Origin of the sequence: Anoxybacter fermentans (assembly GCF_003991135.1) — a bacterium.
Taxonomy (GTDB): domain Bacteria; phylum Bacillota; class Halanaerobiia; order DY22613; family DY22613; genus Anoxybacter; species Anoxybacter fermentans.
The window spans coordinates 326,192-349,451 of the sequence record NZ_CP016379.1 but is presented as its reverse complement, the minus strand read 5'-3'; the positions used below and the strand labels follow the sequence as shown (position 1 = coordinate 349,451).

The 23,260-nt window shown below is 35.1% G+C and carries 17 protein-coding genes; 2 read left to right on the top strand and 15 right to left on the bottom strand.

Annotation, left to right across the window (positions count from 1 at the left end; all coding sequences use genetic code 11):
• Positions 1-9: 9 nt before the first annotated feature.
• The 6 genes from csaB to BBF96_RS01530 form a co-directional block, all read right to left on the bottom strand.
• The gene (gene csaB, locus BBF96_RS01555; protein ID WP_127015526.1) at positions 10-1,110 is read right to left on the bottom strand and encodes a polysaccharide pyruvyl transferase CsaB; all 1,101 of its coding nucleotides are present in this window, start codon (positions 1,108-1,110) and stop codon (positions 10-12) included.
• Positions 1,103-3,121 (bottom strand): DUF5693 family protein, encoded by a 2,019-nt coding sequence (locus BBF96_RS01550; RefSeq protein ID WP_127015525.1) that lies wholly within the window; start codon positions 3,119-3,121, stop codon positions 1,103-1,105. The genes csaB and BBF96_RS01550 overlap by 8 nt, the downstream gene beginning before the upstream one ends.
• Before the next feature lie 103 nt (positions 3,122-3,224).
• Positions 3,225-3,911: an LmeA family phospholipid-binding protein gene (locus BBF96_RS01545; RefSeq protein ID WP_127015524.1), complete on the bottom strand. Its 687-nt coding sequence runs from the start codon at positions 3,909-3,911 to the stop codon at positions 3,225-3,227.
• A 12-nt stretch (positions 3,912-3,923) separates the two neighbouring features.
• Positions 3,924-5,022, bottom strand: a protein-coding gene (prfB, locus tag BBF96_RS01540) for a peptide chain release factor 2 (RefSeq protein WP_127015523.1) whose coding sequence is annotated in 2 segments (ribosomal slippage) — positions 3,924-4,952 and positions 4,954-5,022 — 1,098 coding nt in all. Because the reading frame shifts where the segments join, the coding sequence is not laid out codon by codon here.
• Between the two features lie 267 nt (positions 5,023-5,289).
• Positions 5,290-6,687, bottom strand: coding sequence for a cysteine--tRNA ligase (gene cysS, locus BBF96_RS01535; RefSeq protein WP_127015522.1), 1,398 nt, complete (start codon positions 6,685-6,687; stop codon positions 5,290-5,292).
• Positions 6,688-6,861: 174 nt separating this feature from the next.
• Positions 6,862-8,943, bottom strand: coding sequence for a methyl-accepting chemotaxis protein (locus BBF96_RS01530; protein WP_127015521.1), 2,082 nt, complete (start codon positions 8,941-8,943; stop codon positions 6,862-6,864).
• 981 nt (positions 8,944-9,924) lie between these two features.
• Between BBF96_RS01530 and BBF96_RS01525 the strand changes: the two genes are divergently transcribed.
• Entirely contained in the window at positions 9,925-10,536 is a 612-nt protein-coding gene (locus BBF96_RS01525) for a hypothetical protein (RefSeq protein ID WP_127015520.1), read from the top strand.
• On the top strand, positions 10,520-11,071 hold the full coding sequence (locus tag BBF96_RS01520) for a hypothetical protein (protein ID WP_127015519.1): 552 nt from the start codon (positions 10,520-10,522) through the stop codon (positions 11,069-11,071). The genes BBF96_RS01525 and BBF96_RS01520 overlap by 17 nt, the downstream gene beginning before the upstream one ends.
• Positions 11,072-11,370: 299 nt before the next feature.
• Here BBF96_RS01520 and secA read toward each other — a convergent pair whose 3' ends face one another.
• From secA to BBF96_RS01475, 9 genes are all read right to left on the bottom strand, one after another.
• Positions 11,371-13,959: a preprotein translocase subunit SecA gene (gene secA, locus BBF96_RS01515; RefSeq protein WP_127015518.1), complete on the bottom strand. Its 2,589-nt coding sequence runs from the start codon at positions 13,957-13,959 to the stop codon at positions 11,371-11,373.
• A gap of 556 nt (positions 13,960-14,515) precedes the next feature.
• Complete coding sequence (locus tag BBF96_RS01510; RefSeq protein ID WP_127015517.1) at positions 14,516-14,953, bottom strand: flavodoxin family protein; 438 nt, start codon at positions 14,951-14,953, stop codon at positions 14,516-14,518.
• 597 nt (positions 14,954-15,550) lie between these two features.
• Positions 15,551-15,730 (bottom strand): NUDIX domain-containing protein, encoded by a 180-nt coding sequence (locus tag BBF96_RS01505; protein ID WP_127015516.1) that lies wholly within the window; start codon positions 15,728-15,730, stop codon positions 15,551-15,553.
• Between the two features lie 389 nt (positions 15,731-16,119).
• Entirely contained in the window at positions 16,120-17,265 is a 1,146-nt protein-coding gene (locus tag BBF96_RS01500) for a sugar ABC transporter permease (protein WP_127015515.1), read from the bottom strand.
• Between the two features lie 4 nt (positions 17,266-17,269).
• The gene (locus tag BBF96_RS01495; RefSeq protein ID WP_127015514.1) at positions 17,270-18,793 is read right to left on the bottom strand and encodes a xylose ABC transporter ATP-binding protein; all 1,524 of its coding nucleotides are present in this window, start codon (positions 18,791-18,793) and stop codon (positions 17,270-17,272) included.
• A gap of 78 nt (positions 18,794-18,871) precedes the next feature.
• Positions 18,872-19,867 (bottom strand): D-xylose ABC transporter substrate-binding protein, encoded by a 996-nt coding sequence (gene xylF / locus BBF96_RS01490; RefSeq protein ID WP_418655007.1) that lies wholly within the window; start codon positions 19,865-19,867, stop codon positions 18,872-18,874.
• A 111-nt stretch (positions 19,868-19,978) separates the two neighbouring features.
• On the bottom strand, positions 19,979-21,499 hold the full coding sequence (gene xylB, locus BBF96_RS01485) for a xylulokinase (protein ID WP_127015512.1): 1,521 nt from the start codon (positions 21,497-21,499) through the stop codon (positions 19,979-19,981).
• Between the two features lie 18 nt (positions 21,500-21,517).
• Positions 21,518-22,579, bottom strand: coding sequence for a TIM barrel protein (locus BBF96_RS01480; protein WP_127015511.1), 1,062 nt, complete (start codon positions 22,577-22,579; stop codon positions 21,518-21,520).
• Positions 22,569-23,228 carry an ROK family protein gene (locus BBF96_RS01475; protein WP_127015510.1) on the bottom strand — a complete coding sequence of 220 codons (660 nt, stop codon included), beginning with the start codon at positions 23,226-23,228 and terminating at the stop codon, positions 22,569-22,571. The genes BBF96_RS01480 and BBF96_RS01475 overlap by 11 nt, the downstream gene beginning before the upstream one ends.
• Positions 23,229-23,260 lie beyond the last annotated feature (32 nt).

Genomic DNA, 23,260 nt, shown 5'->3' with positions numbered 1-23,260 from the left:
ATCACCAACTCAGTCTAATAAATTTAGTACCAATCTGGCATTTTCCCTTGCTTCTTTTCGTAAAGAAGCCATAGCTTTTGCAATCCTTTTCACCTGGCCCTCCTTATCTTTGAGCCGGCGAACTACTTCTCTATATAAAACCTCTGCTTCGACATTTTCTATATCAGCAATAGGCTCATCACCAATCTGATTTAAAAAACCATTTACCTTTGGATCATATGTAATCCCCAGATGGGGTAAATGCACAGTAGCAGCAAAAATCAAGGCATGGAGCCTGATTCCGATCAGAAAATCCAGCTCCTTATAGAAAGCCAGAAGCTGATCAGGTCGATATTTCTCCTTTAAAACTCTGGCACCGGGAAGTTGATCTGCTATTTGAAGACATAATTTAAGATCCTTTTCAGGATGCATTGGGATTAGAATAATCTCTGCATCTTTTTTCTCTTTAAGTCGGCGTCCGGTCTCAACCAGTGCCTCATAATATCCTTTCAATCCCTGCCAGGGGCGGGGAGCTATCCCAATTATAGGACGGTGAGAAATACTACATTTTTTTTTCAACTCTAAAATCTGTCTATATTCATTATTTTTAAGGGGGCCAGGCTTTAATAAAACTACCGGGTCAACTGTCACTTTCATAGTGGGACGATCAACTCCCAACTCAATTAAAAGTTCATATGACTTTTGATCCCGGACAGTAATTAATTGAACCCGGTTTGCTATAAGCCGGGTCAAACTCCGGCCTAAAGCTCCTTTAATAGGACCAATTCCCTGGGCATAAAAGGCCACCTTTTTTTTGAGGGCCCTGGCCATAGCCACTACTCCCAGATAATAAGGTATATTCTTCTGACTGGTTACATCCTGTAATAGACTCCCACCGCCGCTGATAAGTAAATCAGCCCATTTTAATGCAGATAGAACCTGAAAAAAATTCCAGCGATCTTTTGCCTTAACACCGTACCGTTCAGCTGTAACAGCCGGATTGGCTGATAAAACCAGAATATCCACATCAGGGTCTTCTGCTTTAAGAGTCTGGATAATGGACTGCAAAACTGCTTCATCACCCAGATTATCGAATCCATAATAACCGGATAACACAATTCGCTTACTCATAAATCCATCCCCTTAACCTGATCATAAGTTCCATTAACCAGTGGAAAACCCAGATCAAGATCAAACCTAAGAAGATTCCCAAAACAATACCGTAAAATACTCTAACTGTTGAAACGATAACAGGAGTATGTATATGAGTAAAGGTGTTAATTATAGTTAACTGGCCGATAGAACCTATTATTAGTAATGGTAAAAGAAGTTTACCCTTCCTGTTACCAACATTCCCACTTAGCATATATACGAGAGTTAAAAGCATAAAGGGATGTCCAATGGCAAACTCTTTAAATCTGGGTCTATAAACAAGTAAATCTTCCAGAAAAGCTCTCAATTTAAGTTCCCAACCCGGTATCGGTAAAACAGGAAAATTACCAGTCCGTCCAATATAAATCAGTCCAGCTATTCCCACAAACCCCATAATCACCAGATGGCTGTAACGGACTGGCTGATTAAGACTCTTAAAAATTCCTTTTATCATTTTCAAATAGTCGATCGGTTTTTCAACTTCATACAGCCTTTTTAGATAATAAAGACCTACAATTAGTAGTGGTAGTATAAAGGTAATCTTAATTCCTCTAAATTGATTTACCTGATAAAGATAGCGAACATCACTCAAAATACCGATAATGAAGAAAACACCTACAAGAGTAATGGCAGTAATTTTAATAAAAATCAAAATCGCTTTGGTAATTATCTTTCCTTTTACATCTACCTTTTCTTCTGTCATTTTGTATCCTTCAATAATAGCCAGAGAGGGTAGTACTACTGCTGCTAAAAGGGCCAAAAGTTCCCGGGTCAAAAGTACATAACCTTTAAGAGTCAACACCAGAATAATAATTACTCCCAGAGCCAGTAAACTGTAGTCCAACCAGTCGGGGAATGATATAAATCGGTGGGTCAACAAAAGCCCGGCAGCAAAAATTCCCAGACTAATGATAATAATCCAACTAATTCCTGTTCTTTGGTTAGGAAAAGGTTTTGCTATCCCTATTTGATATCCGCTGGCAATAAGCCCCTCTCTTAAATCTTTTAAAAAGCGTTGATTTAACTCCATAGGTTTAAGGTTATCTTTAGCCTTTGAAAAAGGCTTATAATATAAAACCCGGACATTCCGCTCTTTTACAGCGCGAATATACCGATCCAGAACCTTTTCATAAGAATATTTATCTACCTCACCTTGTTGAATACTGTGTACTCGAACAATATCCATATTCAGCAAAGTAGCCAATTTTTTGATTCCTTTCTGGTCAGCAATAAAAGGTTCAATCATCCCAACCGAAATATCCTGATTATGTAAAATTTGTGCAGTTTCAGCCAATCGATCTGGATAACCAAGAACTTCGTAACCGGAAAAAATGACTTTAGATATCTCACCATTGTTTTTTAGATCTTTTAAAATATCAGGTAAAATGGCCAACCTCTTCTCTGTATTGCTTACCCTTGGTACCAGTTTTAACCCGACTTCTGTTACCATCTGAACTTCTTCATTACTAAAACCCAATGGAAGAGTCAAAATTCCAGTATCTCCATCTTCTACTTTGATTATATAAAGACTTCGCCTATGGTCTTTATATGTGCTTGTAATAATATCAGGTAAATCTTGAATTAGTTTATAAATTTTATTATATGTAGCCTCATCTTTAAAAAGCAGAAAGATATTATCACGGTCAGCTAAACCCTGATAAAGACTTTTTAGGGCAGGATCCATCTCTTTTGAAAGAAAATATTGCTGCGCCAGATCCTGGCCGCGAATCAGCATCATATTATTATTTTTAACATAATAAAAAATATCTTTTTCATAAATTCCTACAGACGTAACTCCTGCATCTTTAAATTTCTGCAATAATTGGTCAAAAGGTTTTTTCACCTGCCGTTGAAAATTTTCAAATGAAATCCAATCAAGAACAATCTCAACCTCTGGACTGGCCTGTTCCACCCTATAACGACCAATAGTCACCAGAAAACTGGCAATTAAACTAATTAAAATAATGCCGATAAGTATTCTTCTCTTCATAACAGCCCTCCAATGCTTATTCTACTTTCCAATCATAAAACCCTTTAATTTTAATTTTTAAAATATTTCTTAAAAAAGACTGCGCAAAATACTGCACAGCCTTTTATTGACTCGAGCCTCCTAATACCCGCAACCTTCCTTCTTCAATACGAATTTCTTTTAAGTCCAAAGGTAAAGGGTATTGCTTCATTTCCAGTTCAAATTCAATATCTTTAAGAATCTTTAAAAGTACTAATTTAGTGATCTTGTACTGTCCAATCTCCAGACTGTGAGGTACAAAACGCACAGTATGGTTATCCGGTACCACAAAATCACCTGTTAACTTCAACTCTATCACATTACCGAATAGATTAATCTTAAAATCCAGGGATACCAGATCTGGTGTCAGTTCGAGGTTTAGATCTTCAAACTGAGTAAAAATAGCTTTCAGATAATTATTTAGATCTTCTTCACTAAAGGTTGCCTGAAAAAAGGTATTTCTTCCTGCTACAGCTTTAGTTCCCTCAGGTGTATTTGCTATGATCAAATCTTTATAAGCAGATTCCACAGATTCTATCCTTAACCCTTTAAACTCCACACCCCTGGCCTGGATAAATCCATTCTGTACCCGTCCTGTGAGCAAAAGCAAAGCCGGATGTGTGCTGACATTAACTTCCAGAAATTCTACCCTATCTACCTGGCGTCTAAATACCATCTCAACTTTCTCTTCATAGTATCCGGGTAACAAAATTTCAATCGCTAACAATACTAAAAGTAAGATCAGACCAGAGATAATTAACCCCTTCTTCATAATGGTTCTCCTTTATTTTTTCTGATGCTTTAGATAAGCCTGGATAAAGGAATCTATATCTCCATCCATAACTTTTTGCACATTCCCTTCTTCTAAATTGGTACGATGGTCCTTAACCATATTATAAGGATGGAAAACATAAGAGCGAATCTGGTTACCCCAGGCAATCTCTTTATATTCACCTTTTATTTCATCTATTTCTGCTTCTTTTTGTGCTTTATAATATTCATAAAGCTTTGCTTTAAGAATTTTCATCGCCATCTCCCGATTTTTATGTTGGGATCGTTCATTCTGGCACTGAACCACAATACCTGTCGGCAAATGGGTAATCCTTACTGCAGAGTCGGTGGTATTTACATGCTGACCTCCCGCTCCGCTGGAACGGTAGGTATCAATCTTTAATTCAGAAGGATCAATCTCCACTTCCACTTCATTATCAATCTCAGGTAAAACATCAACAGATGAGAACGAAGTATGACGGCGACCTGCTGCATCAAAGGGTGAAATCCGTACCAGACGATGCACACCCCGTTCACCTTTAAGATAACCATAGGCATATTCACCTTTAATAAGCAAGGTGACACTCTTTATCCCGGCCTCCTCACCGGGCAAATATTCCAGTGTCTCTATTTCATATCCATGAGTTTCTGCCCAACGGGTGTACATCCGTAACAGCATCGATGCCCAATCCTGAGACTCGGTACCTCCAGCACCAGGGTGGATAGATAAAATGGCATTATTGGCATCATACTCTTCATTTAAAAGGGTTTTAAGCTCCAGATCAGATACTTCTTTTTTAAGATTCGGTAGTTCTTCCTCTACTTCCTTTAGGACATTTAGATCATTTTCCTCTTCAGCCATCTCCAATAAAATTAAAGTATCTTCCACCCGGGATACCAGGTTTTGATAATGATCAATCTTTTTTTTGAGGTTACTGGCTTCTTGAGCAATCTTCTGAGCTTCTTCCGGTTTGTCCCAGAAGGTTGGTTTGCTCATCTCCGCCTCTAAACGGGCATGTTCTTTTTTAAGATTATCCAGGTCAAAGGGACTCACCCAATTCTTTTAATTTCTTTTGCAAAGCGTTCAATTCCTTTGCATATTCTCCAAACATAGCTTTCACTCCTTTAAATTTAATTACAAACCCTCTTTTTAGAATAACAGATATTCATATATCCGTCAATTACATATATTATTGATCTTACTGCAAAAGCTAATTTTTCGCTTCAAAAAAAATTTTTCGAACCATCTAAAGTTCGACTGAAATCTCACTAAGATGGTTCTATATCGCTCAAAATTAGCTTTTTGCAGTTTAATCATCATATTATTTTAGGCTTAAAAAAAGGCCACCCCTATATAGGGTAGCCTGATTTAACCAAAATTACTTTTTCACAAGCTCCCAAACCTGCCCTTCTTTTGTATCTTTAACGATAACACCTCTTTTTCTCAATTCTTCCCTCAGAGCATCAGACCGGGCCCAGTCTTTCCTGGCTCTTGCTTCTGCACGTTCTTTAAGCATCTTCATTAATTCATCGGGTAGTTCCTGGCATTTTTCAATCTCCTGATCCAACTTAAGGCCGAAGACCCGATCAAAGTCAAGAATCAGTTCATGTCCTTCTTTTGAAACCATCTCCTTATTACGCACCAGTTCCCACAAAACCCCTAAAGCTTCTGGAATATTTAGATCATCATTGATAGCATCTACAAATCTCTTTTTGTATTCCTCTAAAGCTTCCCGGTTTTCTATATGATTAGTTGCATTACGGAATTTTTCAATATTGATCCTAAGACGGTTTAACGCAGTCTGAGCGCTATCCAGACCTTCCCAGGTAAAGTTCATTGTCTTACGGTAATGAGCATTTAAGCACATATAGCGATAGGCCAATGGCTCATAACCGCGTTCTTCTAAATCTGAGACGGTCCAGATATTGCCCAGGCTTTTAGACATCTTACCACCTTCTACCTGGAGAAATTCACCATGCATCCAGTAGTTAACTACTTCATGCCCTGTATAAGCTTTATTCTGGGCAATCTCATTTTCATGATGAATTGGAATATGGTCAATTCCGCCAGTATGGATATCAAAACGTTCTCCAAGGTATTTTATACTCATAGCAGAACATTCAATATGCCATCCCGGATAGCCCATCCCCCAGGGACTTTCCCACTGCATGATATGATTGGGTTCTGCTTTTTTCCAGAGAGCAAAATCAGCTGGATGACGTTTTTCTTCATTAACCGCAACCCTGGCTCCCGCCATCTGCTCATCCAGGTTAATCCGGGAAAGCTTTCCATAATCAGGTAATTTGCTAATATCAAAATAAATACCATCAGAAATTTCGTAAGCATAACCCTTTTCTAATAGAACTTGAACAAACTCAATCATCTCTTGAATATGGTCAGTAGCCTTGCAAATGACTTTCGGACGTAGAATATTTAGTTTTTTAGTATCAGTAAAGAAGGCTTTAGTATAAAATTCAGCAATCTCCCACGGAGTCTTTCCTGTCTCCCGGGCAGTTTTGGCAACTTTATCTTCCCCTTCATCAGCATCAGAAAGAAGGTGCCCCACATCGGTGATATTCATTACATGTTTGACCTCATACCCATTATATTCCAAAACCCTTCGGAGAAGGTCAGCAAAAATATATGAACGCATATTACCTATATGGGCATAATTATAAACAGTTGGACCACAGGTGTAGACTCCCACTTCTTTCTCTTTTATAGGAGTAAACTCCTCTTTTTCCCGGGTTAAAGTGTTATAGAACCGTAAACTCATCATATCCCTCCTTAAACTATTTACATCAAGTTCTGTTACTTTAATCCTCCCATTATCTTTCATTATTCCTCATTATCCATCATATCATAATTTAGCTAATTTGAAAACTATTTCTTAGGCCAATTTTTCCGTAATATGTAAATGACCCGGTAAAACCGGGTCATTAAACTTCTATCAGGATTCAGAAATTTTAAATTTTAAAATAAGATCTTGAAGTTTTTGAATAACCTTCTGCTGTTCCTTAATTAAATTATTCAATTCTTCCATTGATGCTGTCTGCTCTTCAGTAGTTGCAGAAACTTCCTCTGTTGAAGCAGCTACCTCTTCAGCCATAGAATAAACCTTCTCCATATGACTTAAAACTTCCTGGTTATTTGCTTTAATTATTTGAACTATATCAGCTATACTTTTGATCTTCTCCAAAACCTGATTGTTTTCATTGGCAATATTTTTAAAATAATTTTCCGTTTCTTTTACTACCTGGCTCTGCTCATCAACAATTCCCCTGCTCTTATTTACATTTTCCACTACTAATCTAATCTCGTCCTGTATAGTTTTAATTAAACTTGTTATGTCCTGAGCGGCCTCAGCTGATTTTTGAGCCAATTCTCTAATTTCCTCTGCCACAACACTAAATCCATATCCTGCTTCTCCTGCTCTGGCTGATTCTATAGCTGCATTAAGAGCTAAAAGATTTGTCTGTTCTGCAATAGAAGTTATTAAGGCGGTAATCTGTCCAATATTCTCTGATTTTTTCTGCAGAGATTCAATAATATCATGATTTTTTATAATAAATGACAAAGTATCTTGATTTTTCTTGATTAATTTATTTATAACTTCAAGACCTTCCATAGCCAGTGAATTAGAACTTTCTGAGAGTTCAAGAATCCTATCAAAACCAGCAACAATCTCTTGAAACTTAGTCTCTAATTCTTTAATATTCTGTAAGCCTAATTCTGTACTATTACTTTGAACACTGGTTCGTTCTGCTATTCCCTGGATAACTTCTGTTAATTGATTGCTGGCTTCAGTAGTCTGACTGGAAATCTCTACAATATTTGAACTGCTTTTAGCAACATTTTCTAAAGTAGTTTTTGTTTGCTTAATTAACTGCCCAATATTACCGGCCATTATTTTAAAACTATTTAATAATTCTTTAAATTCATCCTTCCGTCGAATATCTTCGAAAGTTAAATCAAAGTTATATTTTGCCATTTCACTGGCAATTTGATTTAGTTTATTGATTGGCTGATAAAAATAATTTGATACTACAAATCCAATTAAAAGAGTTGCTAAAATTATAATTGCTATTAAGAAAAGTAATTGCTTTCTAAGAGTAGTAATAGAGCCAAAAGCTTCTTTTTCCTGAATTTCAGAAACAATCCCCCATTTTAAATCCAAAATCTGAATAGGAGAAAAAGAACTAAGTACTTTTTTACCATAAGGACCAATGATAATTTCAGTTCCTTCTTTACCGACAGAGATCATTTCCGCTGCCCTGGTTTCAATCTTTACTTTGAGAGCTGTACTTTCATCAGCAAATCTGGAATCAGATCTCATTAAATTATCTGAACCAACCAGATAAGTTTCTTCAGTCTCCCCAAGCCCGGAAGCCTCATTTAATATTTCATTCAACTTATCAATAGTCAATTGAACTACTAAAACACCAATCAGTTTTTCATCTTTATATATAGGATTTGCTAAAAAAATAGCCAACTTTTGAGAGGGTGTAAAAAATGTCAAATCCGTGATAGCCATTTTTCCATTACGTGCCTTTTGAAAAATCTCTGTAAGAGGATTATTTTTTAAATTTCCTTTTAATATATTTTCTCCAAATAAATTTTCACTTTTTACCGAATACAGGATTGTCCCATCTAAACTTACCATAAATAAATTATAATACCCGTGTGAATTAACGAAATTTTCAATCGGTCCCCCATAAAGCTTTGCGTAAATATCAAAAGTTTCTTTATTTTCCAACCCAGAAACTTCATAGATACTCCGAACACGATCCATATGTTTAATAATTTCTGAATTACCCGCCTCTGAAAGAACATTTTCCATTTGTTGATTAAAATACTGTAAGATTAGATTCTTTTTAAGTTCCCGAACTGCGATTAATCGTGAAAAAATCTGGGATTTTAGAGTCTCTTGCATAGTATTATAAGCAAGATAATTAGAAATTAATAATGGAATAATACCAAATAAAAGCAAAAATATAATTAAACGTACACGAATACTAACTTTTTTAAACATTCTTTCTACCCCTCTCTCAAATTCTTTTAGATTGAATTAGTTCTATTTTAATTTTAAAATTTGGTTTAATATTTCTATAATTTATATCAAAATTCCTTCTTAATCGAAATTTTATTCTTTTTCTCTTAAAATGAATATTACTTTATTAATGAAATAAAAAAATGATTAAACTGCAAAAAGCTAATTTTAAGCGATATAGAAATTTTTCGTTAAACCATCTTAGTGAGATTTCAGTCGAACTTTAGATAGTTCGAAAAATTTCTTTTGAAACGAAAAATTAGCTTTTTGCAGTTTAATCATGATATTCTTAAAAGCTTCAATGTATGTGAAGACTACATTTAAAGATACTGTTTTATTATCAAATGTAACTTTTGCGATTAAGCTATTTACTTTCTTTATATTTTTTCTGGTAAACTTATAATAGGGATATTCCTTTGTGGATATTTTTTTCACTAATTATTTACCAGAAAAGAGGAGTCATCCCTTTTATTTTTTTTTTTACAAAAAATTTTTTCAATAATTTATGTTATCAAAATCCGTAATATCAGGCATTAGGCATTTTGCTTGCCGAATCTAAGTTTAAAAAATATTTCCGATTTAGAGAGTTATTTTTATTCCTATTGAAATTTTACATTATGTAAGGTATAATAAAAATGAAGTGTTGTAAACGACATTTGAAAAATGTTTAAAAAATTAAGTTTATTATTAGAATTAGATAAATCTACTATCTTGCCTTATGAAAGGGAGATAGAGAGCCAGATTATGAAACATTGCATAAAATAGCTGACTTCTTTGACGTTTCAATAGATTATTTATTAGATCGCACAAACATTCCCCAACCAGTTGAAACCCTCACTACTTACCGCACTGATGACCCTATGAACGACCTTCCGGAAGAAGCCCACATGAGCTTGAAAGAATTTAAAGAATACATACTGCGGAAGTATAGAAAGAAGAAAGATTGATTGGAGGTGTAAAGTTTTGAAATGTGAACTTAATATCATTAACCTAGTGGTCGTGTTTGCCGAAGGCGGCAAACCCATGATAAAAGTAAATGAACTTACAAGTCTATTCCCGGACGAAGATCCCTTTTTAACTTGGTCACCTGACCCTATTAGTCCAGGTATAATTAAATATCGAAATAAAGGTTTTGACATATTATTATTTGATAATCGTTTCCAAATCCAGTCTAGAGCGGTCAACAGCAGTATTCCATCTTATTTTACAGATATTCTGCAAAAAGTACTTCAAGCTGCAAGAGAGCATTCTATAGCAGCATATGGTTTTAATTTTGATTTTACATGTTCGGAAATAGAAGAAGTGAAAGAAATATTTAAAATAACCAAAATGCCAACCTCGTTTACATACCGGCCGAATACGTCTCTAAGATTAACTTTTGAAAAGAATGGGATAATATTCACCTTTACATTAACTGACGGAAAGCCAGTTTCAAAATTACATATCAATGTCCATCATGAAGAGACTACTAAAACAGATATTCTAGCTAAGGAAATTGCTAATAAACTTCAAGAAGATTTCGATAACGCATCTATGTTGATTAACGAGGTGTTTGCTGATGAAGAAAATGCATGATACATTTAATCATGATACATTTAATCATGATACATTTAATATTGTACACTTTCCCCCTAGACATAATAAACAGACCCCCGAATTCACGCTTCAAGGTTCTACTGTTGACACAGACTTAGATACTATGTATAATAGAAGTATCGAATACATTTATTTGATGTACAAACAATTAGAGTCTTTGCTTACTACATTCGAAACCTTAGAGACTTATAGGCAATATGCCTCAACCAAAGAAGGTGATTCTATGGATTGGCAAGAAAAATATTTAGAAAAGTTAGACCATGATATTAGTGAGATGAAACGATCTTTACGTGATACAGAAGAAAGAATTGCTCAAATGATAAATCAAACTTTAACTGAAATGCGAGATAGAGATAATCAAAGACATGCTGAGATTTTAGCACTCAGAAATGATATTCAAGCAATCAGAAATGATAATGTAGCAACAAGATGGTGGATAATTGGCATGGTAATCAGCGCTATTGGAGTGGCCGTGGCTGCTATTGCTGGAATTGTTTCTATTGTCTCCAAATAATTTAGTTATTCAATCTTTGAAAGTTAGTAATAACTAATGACTACTGAAAATAAGACCATTGAAAACATCAGCCATATTAAATCAATAAACGAGGAGTTGATAATCCTGCTGCTATAATACGAGGCAGCAGGATTTTTTATATAATTTTATATAATAAAGGTCATCTGACATATATCAACACCATGTAGAGATGTTAGACATACAGTCCACCAGCTCAACAAACATGCCGGACGAACCAAAAAGGCTGTTGACCTTCTAACTCTGTCAACAGCCTTTTTGTGGAAACCCACAGGTTTATTTTATCTACCACAGCACTTTTTGTATTTTTTCCCACTTCCGCAGGGACAAGGCTCATTTCTGCCAATTTTTCTTCCTTTAACAATAGGTTGGCGCTTTACCTCTTCATCTTTATTGGTATACATTTCCCGTTGAGGAACACGCCCAGGTTGACGAAGAGCCATATTGGTAGTGTTCTCATTACCGGAAACATGACTAATCCTACGTTCTTTTACTTGAGTATCACCTGTTACCACCTTAATATGGAATAATGTTCTGATAATATCTGAACGGATACTTTCAGTCATCTCTTTAAAGAGTTCATAAGATTCAAATTTATATTCAGTCAATGGATCCCGCTGTCCATAGGCCCTAAGACCAATTCCCTGTCTTAAATCTTCCATCATGTCCAGATGATCCATCCATTTGCGGTCAATAATCATTAATGCAATCTGTTTTTCTAACCGACGCATAATTTCGGGAGTTAGAGTTTGTTCCCGCTTATCATAAAGCTGATTCATAATATCCCAGAAATATTCCCTTATTTCTTCTTTAGTTTTATCTTTCAAATCTTCAGGTTTAATCATATTCTCTTCAGCAAATATCTGCTCCCAATAGGTAACTAACCCTTTTAAATCCCAATCTTCTGGATGAACTCCTTCCGGCAGATAAATATCCAACATATCATCCAACATTTTTTCCATCATACCCAATACTTTATCCTTAATCTCATCGGCCATTAAAATTTCCCGACGCTGACTGTAAATAATTTCCCTCTGCTTATTTAATACATTATCATATTCTAAAACATATTTCCGAATTTCAAAGTTACGGCCTTCTACCTTCTTCTGAGCCCGTTCAATGGATTTGGTAATCAGAGGATGTTCAATAGGCATATCCTCTTCCATGCCTAACTTGTCCATGATAGCATAGATATTATCTGAACCAAAAAGGCGCATCAGATCATCTTCCAGTGAAATAAAGAATTGAGAAGAACCTGGATCGCCCTGACGGCCAGCACGGCCGCGAAGCTGGTTATCAATCCGCCGACTTTCATGACGCTCTGTACCAATAATATGCAAACCGCCTAGTTCTTTTACACCTTCACCCAGGACTATATCAGTACCACGTCCTGCCATGTTGGTAGCAATGGTAACTGCCCCTTTTTGACCAGCATTTTTGATTATCTCTGCTTCACGGGCATGATATTTGGCATTAAGCACCTGATGAGGAATACCCCGTTTACGGAGCATATCACTCAATTGTTCAGATTTCTCTATAGAAATAGTACCAACTAACACAGGCTGACCTTTTTTATGGCGCTTTACAATCTCTTCTACTACGGCTTTAAACTTTGCCCGTTCCGTTTTATAGATCACATCAGGTAAATCTTTCCGGATCATAGGCTTATTGGTTGGGACAACCACAACGGGAAGATTATAAATTTTAATAAATTCCTCCTCTTCTGTAGCAGCAGTACCGGTCATTCCCGCCAATTTATTGTACATTCTAAAATAGTTTTGATAGGTGATACTGGCTAGAGTCTGGCTTTCCCGTTGAATCTTGACTCCTTCTTTTGCTTCAATAGCCTGATGTAACCCATCACTATAGCGGCGGCCGGGCATAATTCGACCAGTGAATTGGTCAACAATGAGAACCTCTCCATCTGAAACTACATAATCCCTATCTCGCTTCATTAATACATAAGCCCGCAAGGCCTGATTTAAATAATGAACCAGATCCATATGCTCATTGGCATAGAGGTTATCGACACCCAAAATCTTTTCAACTTTGTGAATACCTTCTTCAGTTGGAGCCACTGAGTTGGCTTTTTCATCTACGGTATAATCCACATCTCTTTTTAAACGGGGAACAATTTTAGCAAAACGATAGTACAGCTCTGGTGAATCTTCTGATGGACCTGAGATGATAAGAGGAGTTCTGGCCTCATCGATAAGAATACTATCTACCTCATCAATAATGGCATAGTTTAATTCCCGCTGTACCAAATGATCAGGAGACATGGCCATATTATCCCGTAAATAGTCAAACCCAAACTCATTATTGGTACCATAGGTAATATCGGCAGCATAGGCCTTTTTCCGTTCCTCTGGGGGCATACCATTTAAGATAACCCCAACAGTTAAACCCAAAAATTCATAAATTTTGCCCATCCATTCGGCATCCCGTTTGGCCAGATAGTCATTAACGGTAACAATATGAACACCTTTACCCGGCAGAGCATTCAAATAAGCCGGCAGGGTAGCAGCCAGGGTTTTACCTTCCCCTGTCTTCATTTCAGCTATCTTCCCCTGATGGAGAACAATACCACCGATCAACTGTACATCGTAATGACGAAATTTTTCAGGAGTCGCCCTCTGGGCCGCTTCCCTGACCACAGCAAAGGCTTCAGGTAAAAGATCGTCTAAGGTTTCTCCATCTTTGAGCCTTGCTCTAAATTCATCAGTTTTAGCTCTAAGCTCCGCATCAGTCAACTGCTTCATCTGCGGCTCCAATTCATTTATCCGATTAACAATTGGCTGGATTTTCTCCAATTCTACTTCATTTTGATCTCTAAATAAATTTATAAGATTCCTGAAAAAACCTGCCACTTCAAATCACTCCTTAATTCTTTAATCCGTGTATAACCTCTCATAACAGGTATGGAGTTTATCCTCCTTTTTTATAATACAAAACCCCAATTTAACTTCCTTGTTCTATTTTTCTATTCTCGAAAGAAACCCAAACTCCTTGCAGAATTAGTTAAAATTTCTTTAAGAATATCTTCCACCAAAACAAGTTCCCTAATACAGAATGCTCGTCAACAGACATTCTACTCTAATATAAATTTATAATTATGATTAAACATGATTAAACTACAAAAAGCTAATTTTGAACGACATAGAAATTTTTCGTTAAACCATTTTAATGAGATTGAAAAGAATGGGCCTCATTACAGGAAGTGATGAACTATTTACATTTTAGCATAAATTTTGATAAAATGCCTCTGGAAAATTATACATTTTAGAAAATATGGTTAAATGTGTTAATATTCAACAAAAAATTCTTCCTTAATGACCCGGTTAATTCCAGGGCCAGCAATAATACCTATTTAGACCACTTCCTCAACAATCTTTTAATCCTCTTCAAAGAGGCTTTCAAACAATTTTATTCAATCTCATTCTCCTTTAAATTCCGATGCCGAATCTCTCTAACTCCGGCTTTTTCAAGAATCTTAACTACCTGACGGAAGGCATCCCTTCCCCGCCCACTTCTGGAAACTGTAACTACATGTACCATAAGATCAGAAGCAAAGGATTCATTCTGGAGAAACGATCGGAAAGTAGGGGGGATTTGACCGGCCCATACTGGCGTAATCAAAACAATCTCTGATGACTCTATGTATCTATCCCCTACCAGACGATAGGAAACTTCTTTTTTGCTAAGAGTATTTATAGCACCTTTTATAAATCCCCAGGCTCCCCAATACCGATCTTCAGGTACATCCATGATTTGAACCAGATAGCTTTCTTTATCTTTTGCATATTTATATGCTACTCTTGCACAATTACCAGTTCTCGAATAATAATAAATTTTCCGTGACATTTTCATACCTCCTAACCTTTAGATATACCATCTTTTTCGTTATCACATAACTGATTACCTGCCAATTTTTAAAAGTCTTCATCAAAAAACCATTAATTATGACTTTAGTCCCGAGGTTTCAACTAACCTGTCGAAGAAAAAATATTTCCTGGGAAATACCTGAAATATGTACTTTTATCGATGATTAAACTGCAAAATGCTAATTTTGAACAACATGAAATTTTTCATTAACCCATTTTAGTTAGATTTCAGTCGAAACAAGGTCTCATATGAAGATGTGATGAGCTAATCAAAGACCAGGAGGGCCCATTGATTAGTGTGCCTTATCTCGACTGAAATCGAACTTTAGATGGTTCGAAAAATTTCTTTTGAAGTGAAAAATCAACTTTTTGGAGTAAAATCATCGATTGATTAATGCTTTTATTAAAGGTAAATCTGCAGGGGCAAAGATATAATTTTTCATCTCAGCAGGGGTTACCCACTCAACCCGATCATGGTCTTTCAACTTTATATCACCACCACGGTAAGATGCCATAAAGCCAATCAATTCAATCGAAATATGGGGATAGACATAGCAGCTACTAGCCAGATACTTCCCTACTGTAATATTATACCCAACTCTTCAAAAATTTCGCGTTTGAGACATTCTTCTGGTGATTCCCCTTCCTCAATCTTCCCTCCCGGAAACTCCCACATTCCGGACAGATGACCTTCTTTTCTACGGGCAATGAGGAATTTACCATCTTTTTCAATAATAGCTGCTGTAACCCGAATCATAAATATACCTCCCGATTTATAACTTATTGAGTAATCTACCCAAAAAATCTTCTTAAATAGATGATTAAACTGCAAAAAGCTAATTTTAAGCAACATAGAAATTTTTTGATAAACCATCTTAGCGAGATTGAAAAGACTGGCCTCATCACAGGAGGTGATGAGCTAATAAAGAGCCAAGAGGGCCTTTGATTAGTGTGTCTTATTTTGACTGAAATCGAACTTTAGATGGTTCGAAAAATTTCTCCTTAAGCGAAAAATTAGCTTTTTACAACACAATCATAGATTAATTTTTACAAATTATACTCAAAATCCTGCCTAAAAGAAAAGCTCCCACATTCATGTGGGAGTAACAACCTTCAACCAACTTAAATTTAATATCTCTTATACTATTATACTACTTTCCCCTTCTTTTTGGATGATATATCAACCCAAACAGCAGTTATCAATACTAATCCTTTAACAATTGATTGCCAAAACATAGGAACATTCAATAAACTCATTCCATTATCAAGACTAGCCATAACTATTGCACCTATAATTGCACCACCTACACTACCTATTCCCCCCATTAAACTTGCACCACCAATCACACATGCAGCTATTGCATCAAGTTCTGCATTTTGTCCTGCTGCTACAGATGCTGCATTTAACCGTGATGTTAAAAGTATCCCACCAATGGAAGCCATCAAACCATTTAGCATAAAAACTAAAAGGGTTATTTTGGTAATGTTAATACCGGATAATTGGGCAGCTTCTTTATTTCCACCAATTGCATAAATATGACGACCAAAAACAGTATTACGAGTAATATAAATGAATATAATCATTAAAATCAAAAGTAAAACTAACGGAACTGGTATTCCGTGGTAACTATTCATTATCAAAACAAATAAGACGATTAACAATACAAAGAATATAGTTTTAACAATTTCTAATTTTAATGGTAAAATTTCAAAATCATATTTTAATTTATCTTTTCTTGTTTTATATTGATTAAAAATTATAAATATTGCTCCTAAAATACCTAAAATAATACCTACATAGTCAGGTAAATAATCTTTACCCAGATATCTAAATAAACCACTCATAGGGCCAATAGTTGTTCCTTTAGTTATACCAATCAATATCCCCCTAAATATTAGCATTCCGCCCAAAGTTACAATAAAAGATGGCACTTTTTTATAAGCTACCCACCATCCATTCCACAGACCCAATAAAATTCCAACAGCTAAAGTTATTAATATAGCCAGAACGGGTTCCATATCTAACCATACATCAAATATGGCTATAATGCCCCCGGTTAAACCTACAATTGAACCAACAGAAAGATCTATTTCACCTAATATAATTACCATGACCATGCCTATAGCTAACATAGAAGTAAAAACTGACTGTCTAAATAAATTAGAAATATTTCTGGCTGTTAGGAATGATCCACCAGTTATAACTGTGAATATTATCCATATTGCAACCAGGGCTATAATCATCATATATGTCTTTACATCTATGTTAAACTTGAATTTTGATTCTTTCATATTTTTATTTCCCTCCCGTTGCATAGATCATAATATCTTCCTGGGTCACTTTCTTTTCTCTATTGTCAAATTCACCAGTTATTCTCCCCTGGCACAAAACTAAAATCCTATCACTCATACCTATTATCTCTGGTAATTCAGAAGAAACCATGATTATTGAAACTCCTTTTTCAGCTAATTCTTGCATCAAATTATATATTTCATGTTTAGCACCTACATCAATTCCCCGGGTAGGTTCATCCAGTATTAAAACCTTAGGTTCTGTCATTAAATTTTTCGCCAATACAACTTTCTGTTGATTACCACCACTCAAATTAAATACATTAGTTTCTAATGAAGCAGTCTTAATTTTTAATTCTTTAACAAATTTTTTCACAGTAAAAATCTCTCTATTTTTATTTATGGATAAATAATCTTTAAACTTTTTCAGACAGGCTATAGAACTGTTTTCTTTAACATCCATTGTATGAATTAAACCAAACCTTTTTCTATCTTCGGAAACAAGAGCAATCCCCTTTTGCAAGGCATCCCGTGGAGAATTAATTTCAATCTCTTCATTATTTAAATAAATTTTACCTTTTTTTTCTCCCAGAAAGGCACCATAAATACTGGTTACAAGCTCAGTTCTACCAGCACCAACTAATCCATATATTCCTAAAATTTCTCCTTTTCTTAAATAAAAATTTACATCTTCTATAATTAATTTATTGGAAACATATGGGTCATAAACATTAAAATTTTTAATTTCTAAAATGGGTTCACCGGCTTTAGATTTCTTTTGTGGATACATTTGATTAATCTCTCTACCTACCATCATTTTAATAACTTCTCTTTCTGTAAGATTAGCAACTTTATCACTTCCTACTGACTTTCCATCTCGTAAAACCGTAATAGAGTCGGCAATCTCAAATACTTCATCCAATTTATGGGATATATAAATACAGGTTACACCCTCTTGACGCAATTCCTTTAATATTTCAAAAAGTATTTCTACTTCACTATCAGTTAATGAAGCAGTTGGCTCATCTAATATTAAAATATTAGATTTTTTTATTAATGCTTTTATAATTTCAATAAGTTGCTGTTTTCCTACCCCTAAAGTTCCAATTTTAGTTGAAGGTTTAACATCATCCATTTTTAATTTTTTTAACCATTTATTAGTCTCAGCATACATAGTATTCCAATCAATAATACCTTTATTTTCAATTTCATGACCCATAAAAATATTTTCAACTACTGTTAATTCTTCAAATAAAGTTAATTCTTGATGAATAACGGCAATTCCTTGTTTTTCGGCATCTTTAATCGAGTTAAATCTTTGTTCTTTACTCTTTAAAAATATCTGCCCTTCATAAGTTCCATAAGGATAAACACCACTTAGTATTTTTATAAGGGTCGATTTCCCTGCACCATTTTCCCCACAAAGAGCATGAATTTCATTTTCTTTTATTTTTATAGAAACCCTATCTAAAGCTCTAACTCCAGGAAAATCTTTTGTAATGTTTTTAGTTTCCAATATATAATTCATTGGGTCACACTCCATTTCTTTCTTTAAATTATGTGGATAATGGAAACTTAAAGTTTCCATTATCCACATTTATAAAAATTATTTAGGCCATTTCTCTTTAGGAACATTTTTATAAACTTCTTCTAGAGTATGGAACCCATCTTTGATAACTGTATCTAATATATTATCTTTATCAACTGGAATAGGAGTTAATAATATAGATGGAACTTCAATAAGACCATTAAATACTACCCCATTTGTTACTATTTCCTCTCCTTTAGCCATAGCAACAGCTATTTCAGCAGCTACAGTGGCCAATTCTCTGATTGGTTTATAAACAGTCATAGCCTGAGTACCTTCCACTATGCGCTGGCAAGCAGCAAGATCTGCATCTTGACCTGATACCAAAACTTTACCATCTAAATTCTGTTCAGCTAAAGCCTCTATTGCTCCACCAGCAGTACTATCATTAGATGCAACTATAACATCAATATTATTGTTATTAGCTGTTAAAGCATTCTCTATAATCTTCATAGCTTCCTGAGGTAACCAATCTTTTGCCCATTGATCACCAACAATCTTTATATCTCCTTTTTCAATATAAGGACGTAACACATTCATTTGACCTTCTCTAAATAATTTAGCATTGTTATCAGTTGGAGAACCACCTAACAGAAAATAATTTCCAGTAGGTCTTTTATTTACTAAATATTGTGCCTGTAATTCTCCAACTTTTACATTATCAAAAGAAATGTAATAATCAACTTCGCAATCCATCAAAAGCCGGTCATATGCAAGTACTTTTACTCCATTTCTATGAGCTTCTTCAACAATACTACCCATTACTTTACCATTGTGAGGAACTATTACTAATACATCAATTCCTTGAGTAATCAGATTTTCAGCCTGGGATAATTGTAACATATCATCACTATTAGCTGACTGTACCAGAACTTTTGCTCCCAATTCTTCTGCTCTTTTAATAAAGATATCCCTATCATGCTGCCATCTTTCCAAACGTAAATTGTCCATTGAAAGACCTATAACTATCTGATCTTTTTTAGCCAATACTCCCATATTTACTGCCACCAACATTAAAGTTAAAACCAGACCAACTAAAAAATACTTTTTCATTTTTAACTTCCCCCTTTTGATAGTTTAATTTTAGCCTAAGGCCTCACAACCACGTAAATTTAAATAACTTAATTAAGTTTCTAACCACCCCCTGGTTAATTTTTTTAGTTTTTTAAAATCATCTTTTAAACTAAAGTATATTTGTCTAAATAATTGATAATAAGAGTTATAATATTCTATATTTTTTGGTATTGGGGAAATTGTTTCTCGAACCTTAATAATTTCATTTACCGCCTCCTCAAAACTAGCATACTCACCTATCCCAACTCCTGCAATCAAAGCAGCTCCAAAAGCAGGACCTTCTTCTACATTTAATAAATTTATCTCTTCTCCCAGAACATCTGCCAGAATCTGTTGCCATACTTTACTTTTAGCTCCTCCACCAATGGCTCGTACTTCCTTAATCTTTACCCCCTGCTCTTTAATTAACTCCAGCGAATCTTTTAAACCAAAACTTACTCCTTCAAGTAAACTTCTAACAAAATGGCGTTGATCATGTTTTCCCGATATACCAAAATATACTCCACGGGCATTAGCATCAGCATGAGGTGTTCTTTCACCATATAAATACGGTAAAAAGATCAAACCTTCACTACCTGGTTCTACTTCCCCGGCAAGTTGAGTCAACTTGTCATAATCAATTTTATTACCATATAATTTTTCCTTAAGCCACTTAAATGACATACCCGCTGAGAGCATAACCCCCATCATATACCAGCTATCTGTAAGGGCATGATTAAATAAATGAATCCTACCTTTTCGATCAGCTACTGGAGTATTAGCCTGGGCCAAAACCACTCCAGAAGAACCGATGCTTACCATAACCCTTCCTTCTTTGATAATTCCACTTCCAACTGCACCACAGGCATTGTCTGCTCCTCCAGCTATCACTGGCGTTCCAATCTTAAGATTTGTCTCTTTTGCAACTGATTCAGTAATCCTACCGGCTATATCTACTGAATTAAGTACAGGTGGTAATATATCTCCATCAATACCTAATTGAGTCAGTAAACTGGACGACCATTTTTTTTCAATAACATCAAACAAGAGGGTACCGGCAGCATCTGAATTTTCTGTAAATACCTCACCTGTTAATTTATAGCGAATATAATCTTTTGGCAAAAGAACATATTTAATCTTCTCATAATTTTCAGGTTCATTTTTCCTTAACCATAATATCTTAGGAGCAGTAAAACCTTCTAAAGCAGGGTTTGATACATAATCGATGAGATGACTAAGACCACCCACTTTTTCATAAATCTCTTCACATTCTTCTGAAGTCCGGGTATCACTCCAAAGAATTGCAGGTCTAATGACATTCATCTCATCATCAAGAAAAACCGAGCTATGCATCTGGCCAGATAAGCTTAACCCCTTAATCTGGCCAGCTTCAATACTACTTTCAGATATAATTTCTTTAATCACATCTTTGGTAGCTTCCCACCAATGCTCTGGAAATTGCTCTGCCCACCCTGAATTGGGAATTGTTAAAGGATAGGATTTTGTTTTAGTGGAAACAATCCGACCTTCTACAGAAATTAAAATTGCCTTAATACCGCTTGTACCAATATCAAGTCCTAATAAGTAACTCATATAACTCACCTATTCTTTTTATAATTTCTGTCTCTCAGCATAAATCCTATCTATATAATTCTGATCTAAGCCCAGACCTTCATAGACAGTTTTATAGGCAGCAACTGCATCTTTATTCCGTTGAGCTTCTAATAATTTATCATCATCTATTTTCTTGGCCAGATCATAAATAAATTCCCATTGTATTACACTCTGCTTTACAGCTTCAATAGGATCTTCTGTGTATGGGAAGAGATCAAAACCGATCCTTTCGCCATTCTTACCATAATCCATCCGTTGAAGTTCTTTAGCTATGCCCAGTATCTGCATAAAATTACTGGAACCGGTCATATTATCATCATCAAAAGTACCCCAACCGCTATTTGCATGATGGTGACCAAGTAAACCTTCAGCACCTAAAAGTGCAGCATATTCAGCCAGTGGTTCACCATTCATAATAAGGTGTTGCCAATCCATGTTTATCTTTAAATTACTAACATCAACGCCGAGTTCTTTAATTTTATTAATTAAAAAGATTGTCATTCCAATATTTCTCATTAATATGCACATAGCTGGTTCACTATTTTTATGTTCTAATAATACAGTTACACCTTTTTTACCAGCGTATTCAACTACCTCTCCTACACCATTAATAAATCTTTTCCACAATTCAGAATAATGAGCCTGGAAAGGATAATTGTAACCTTCTCCACCAGGCCAGATAATTAAGTGAGCCTTTTCTTGAGCCGCCAAATCTACTGCCTGTTTGGCTAATCTAATAGCATATTCTCTTACCTCTTTTTTAGGATTAATAAATGATCCATGAATAAATTCTTCTAAAATATGAAATCCCAATGGAATTGCATAGATATCTTTATCTCCTAAGGCCTCTTTTATTGCATCTACATTTTCTTCATTTATTTCGTTTGGGTAGTGAAATTCATAACCATCAATCCAATCCTCAAGACCCTCTACTACTCTTTTTACTTTATCCGGCATTTTTTCTCCAGCTACTTCTCGATGATAACCTTTAGGTACAAACCTTGTAACATTTTCTCCAAATGCCCAGATTCCAACACTATTTTTGATTCTATTCAGCATTTAAATCACCCCTAATAAGAAAATTGATACTTTTTTCAAATACCAGATTAGCCATTCCATAGACTGTAGCTAAATTACCTAATTTGCTAAATTCAACCACAACCTTTTCCAATGAAACAGATAAAGCCTTTTCTTTGAGTACTTCTATAATATCAGCATAAATATAATCTTTTATTTCTGTAATACCACCCCCTATAATCAGTAATTCAGGGCTAAGACTATTAATAATATTGGCCAACCCAATTCCTATATTTTTACCTATCTCTTTAAAAATGTTAAGAACATTGGTATCACCATTTTTACCAAGTTGATAGATTTCATCTTTAGTTAATTCTTGCTTGAAATTGGATAATTCTAAATATCTTTTTACAATATAATTTTCTGAAGCTAATGCTTCCCAACAGCCATTATTCCCGCAATGACATTGAGGCCCATTACTATCAATGATTATATGACCAAATTCTCCTGCATTCCCACTGGCTCCCCTATATAATTTACCATCAAAAATAATCCCACAGCCTACCCCTTCATTAATAGAAACAAATACTAAATTATCTGCATTGTGATGAAAAAATTCTTTTTCTCCAATTGCTGCAGCTTTTGCTTCATTATCTAAAATCAAAGGAAAATCATACCTATCTTTAAAAATTTTGGCTCTCCGTCAAATGTTGTGAAAGATAA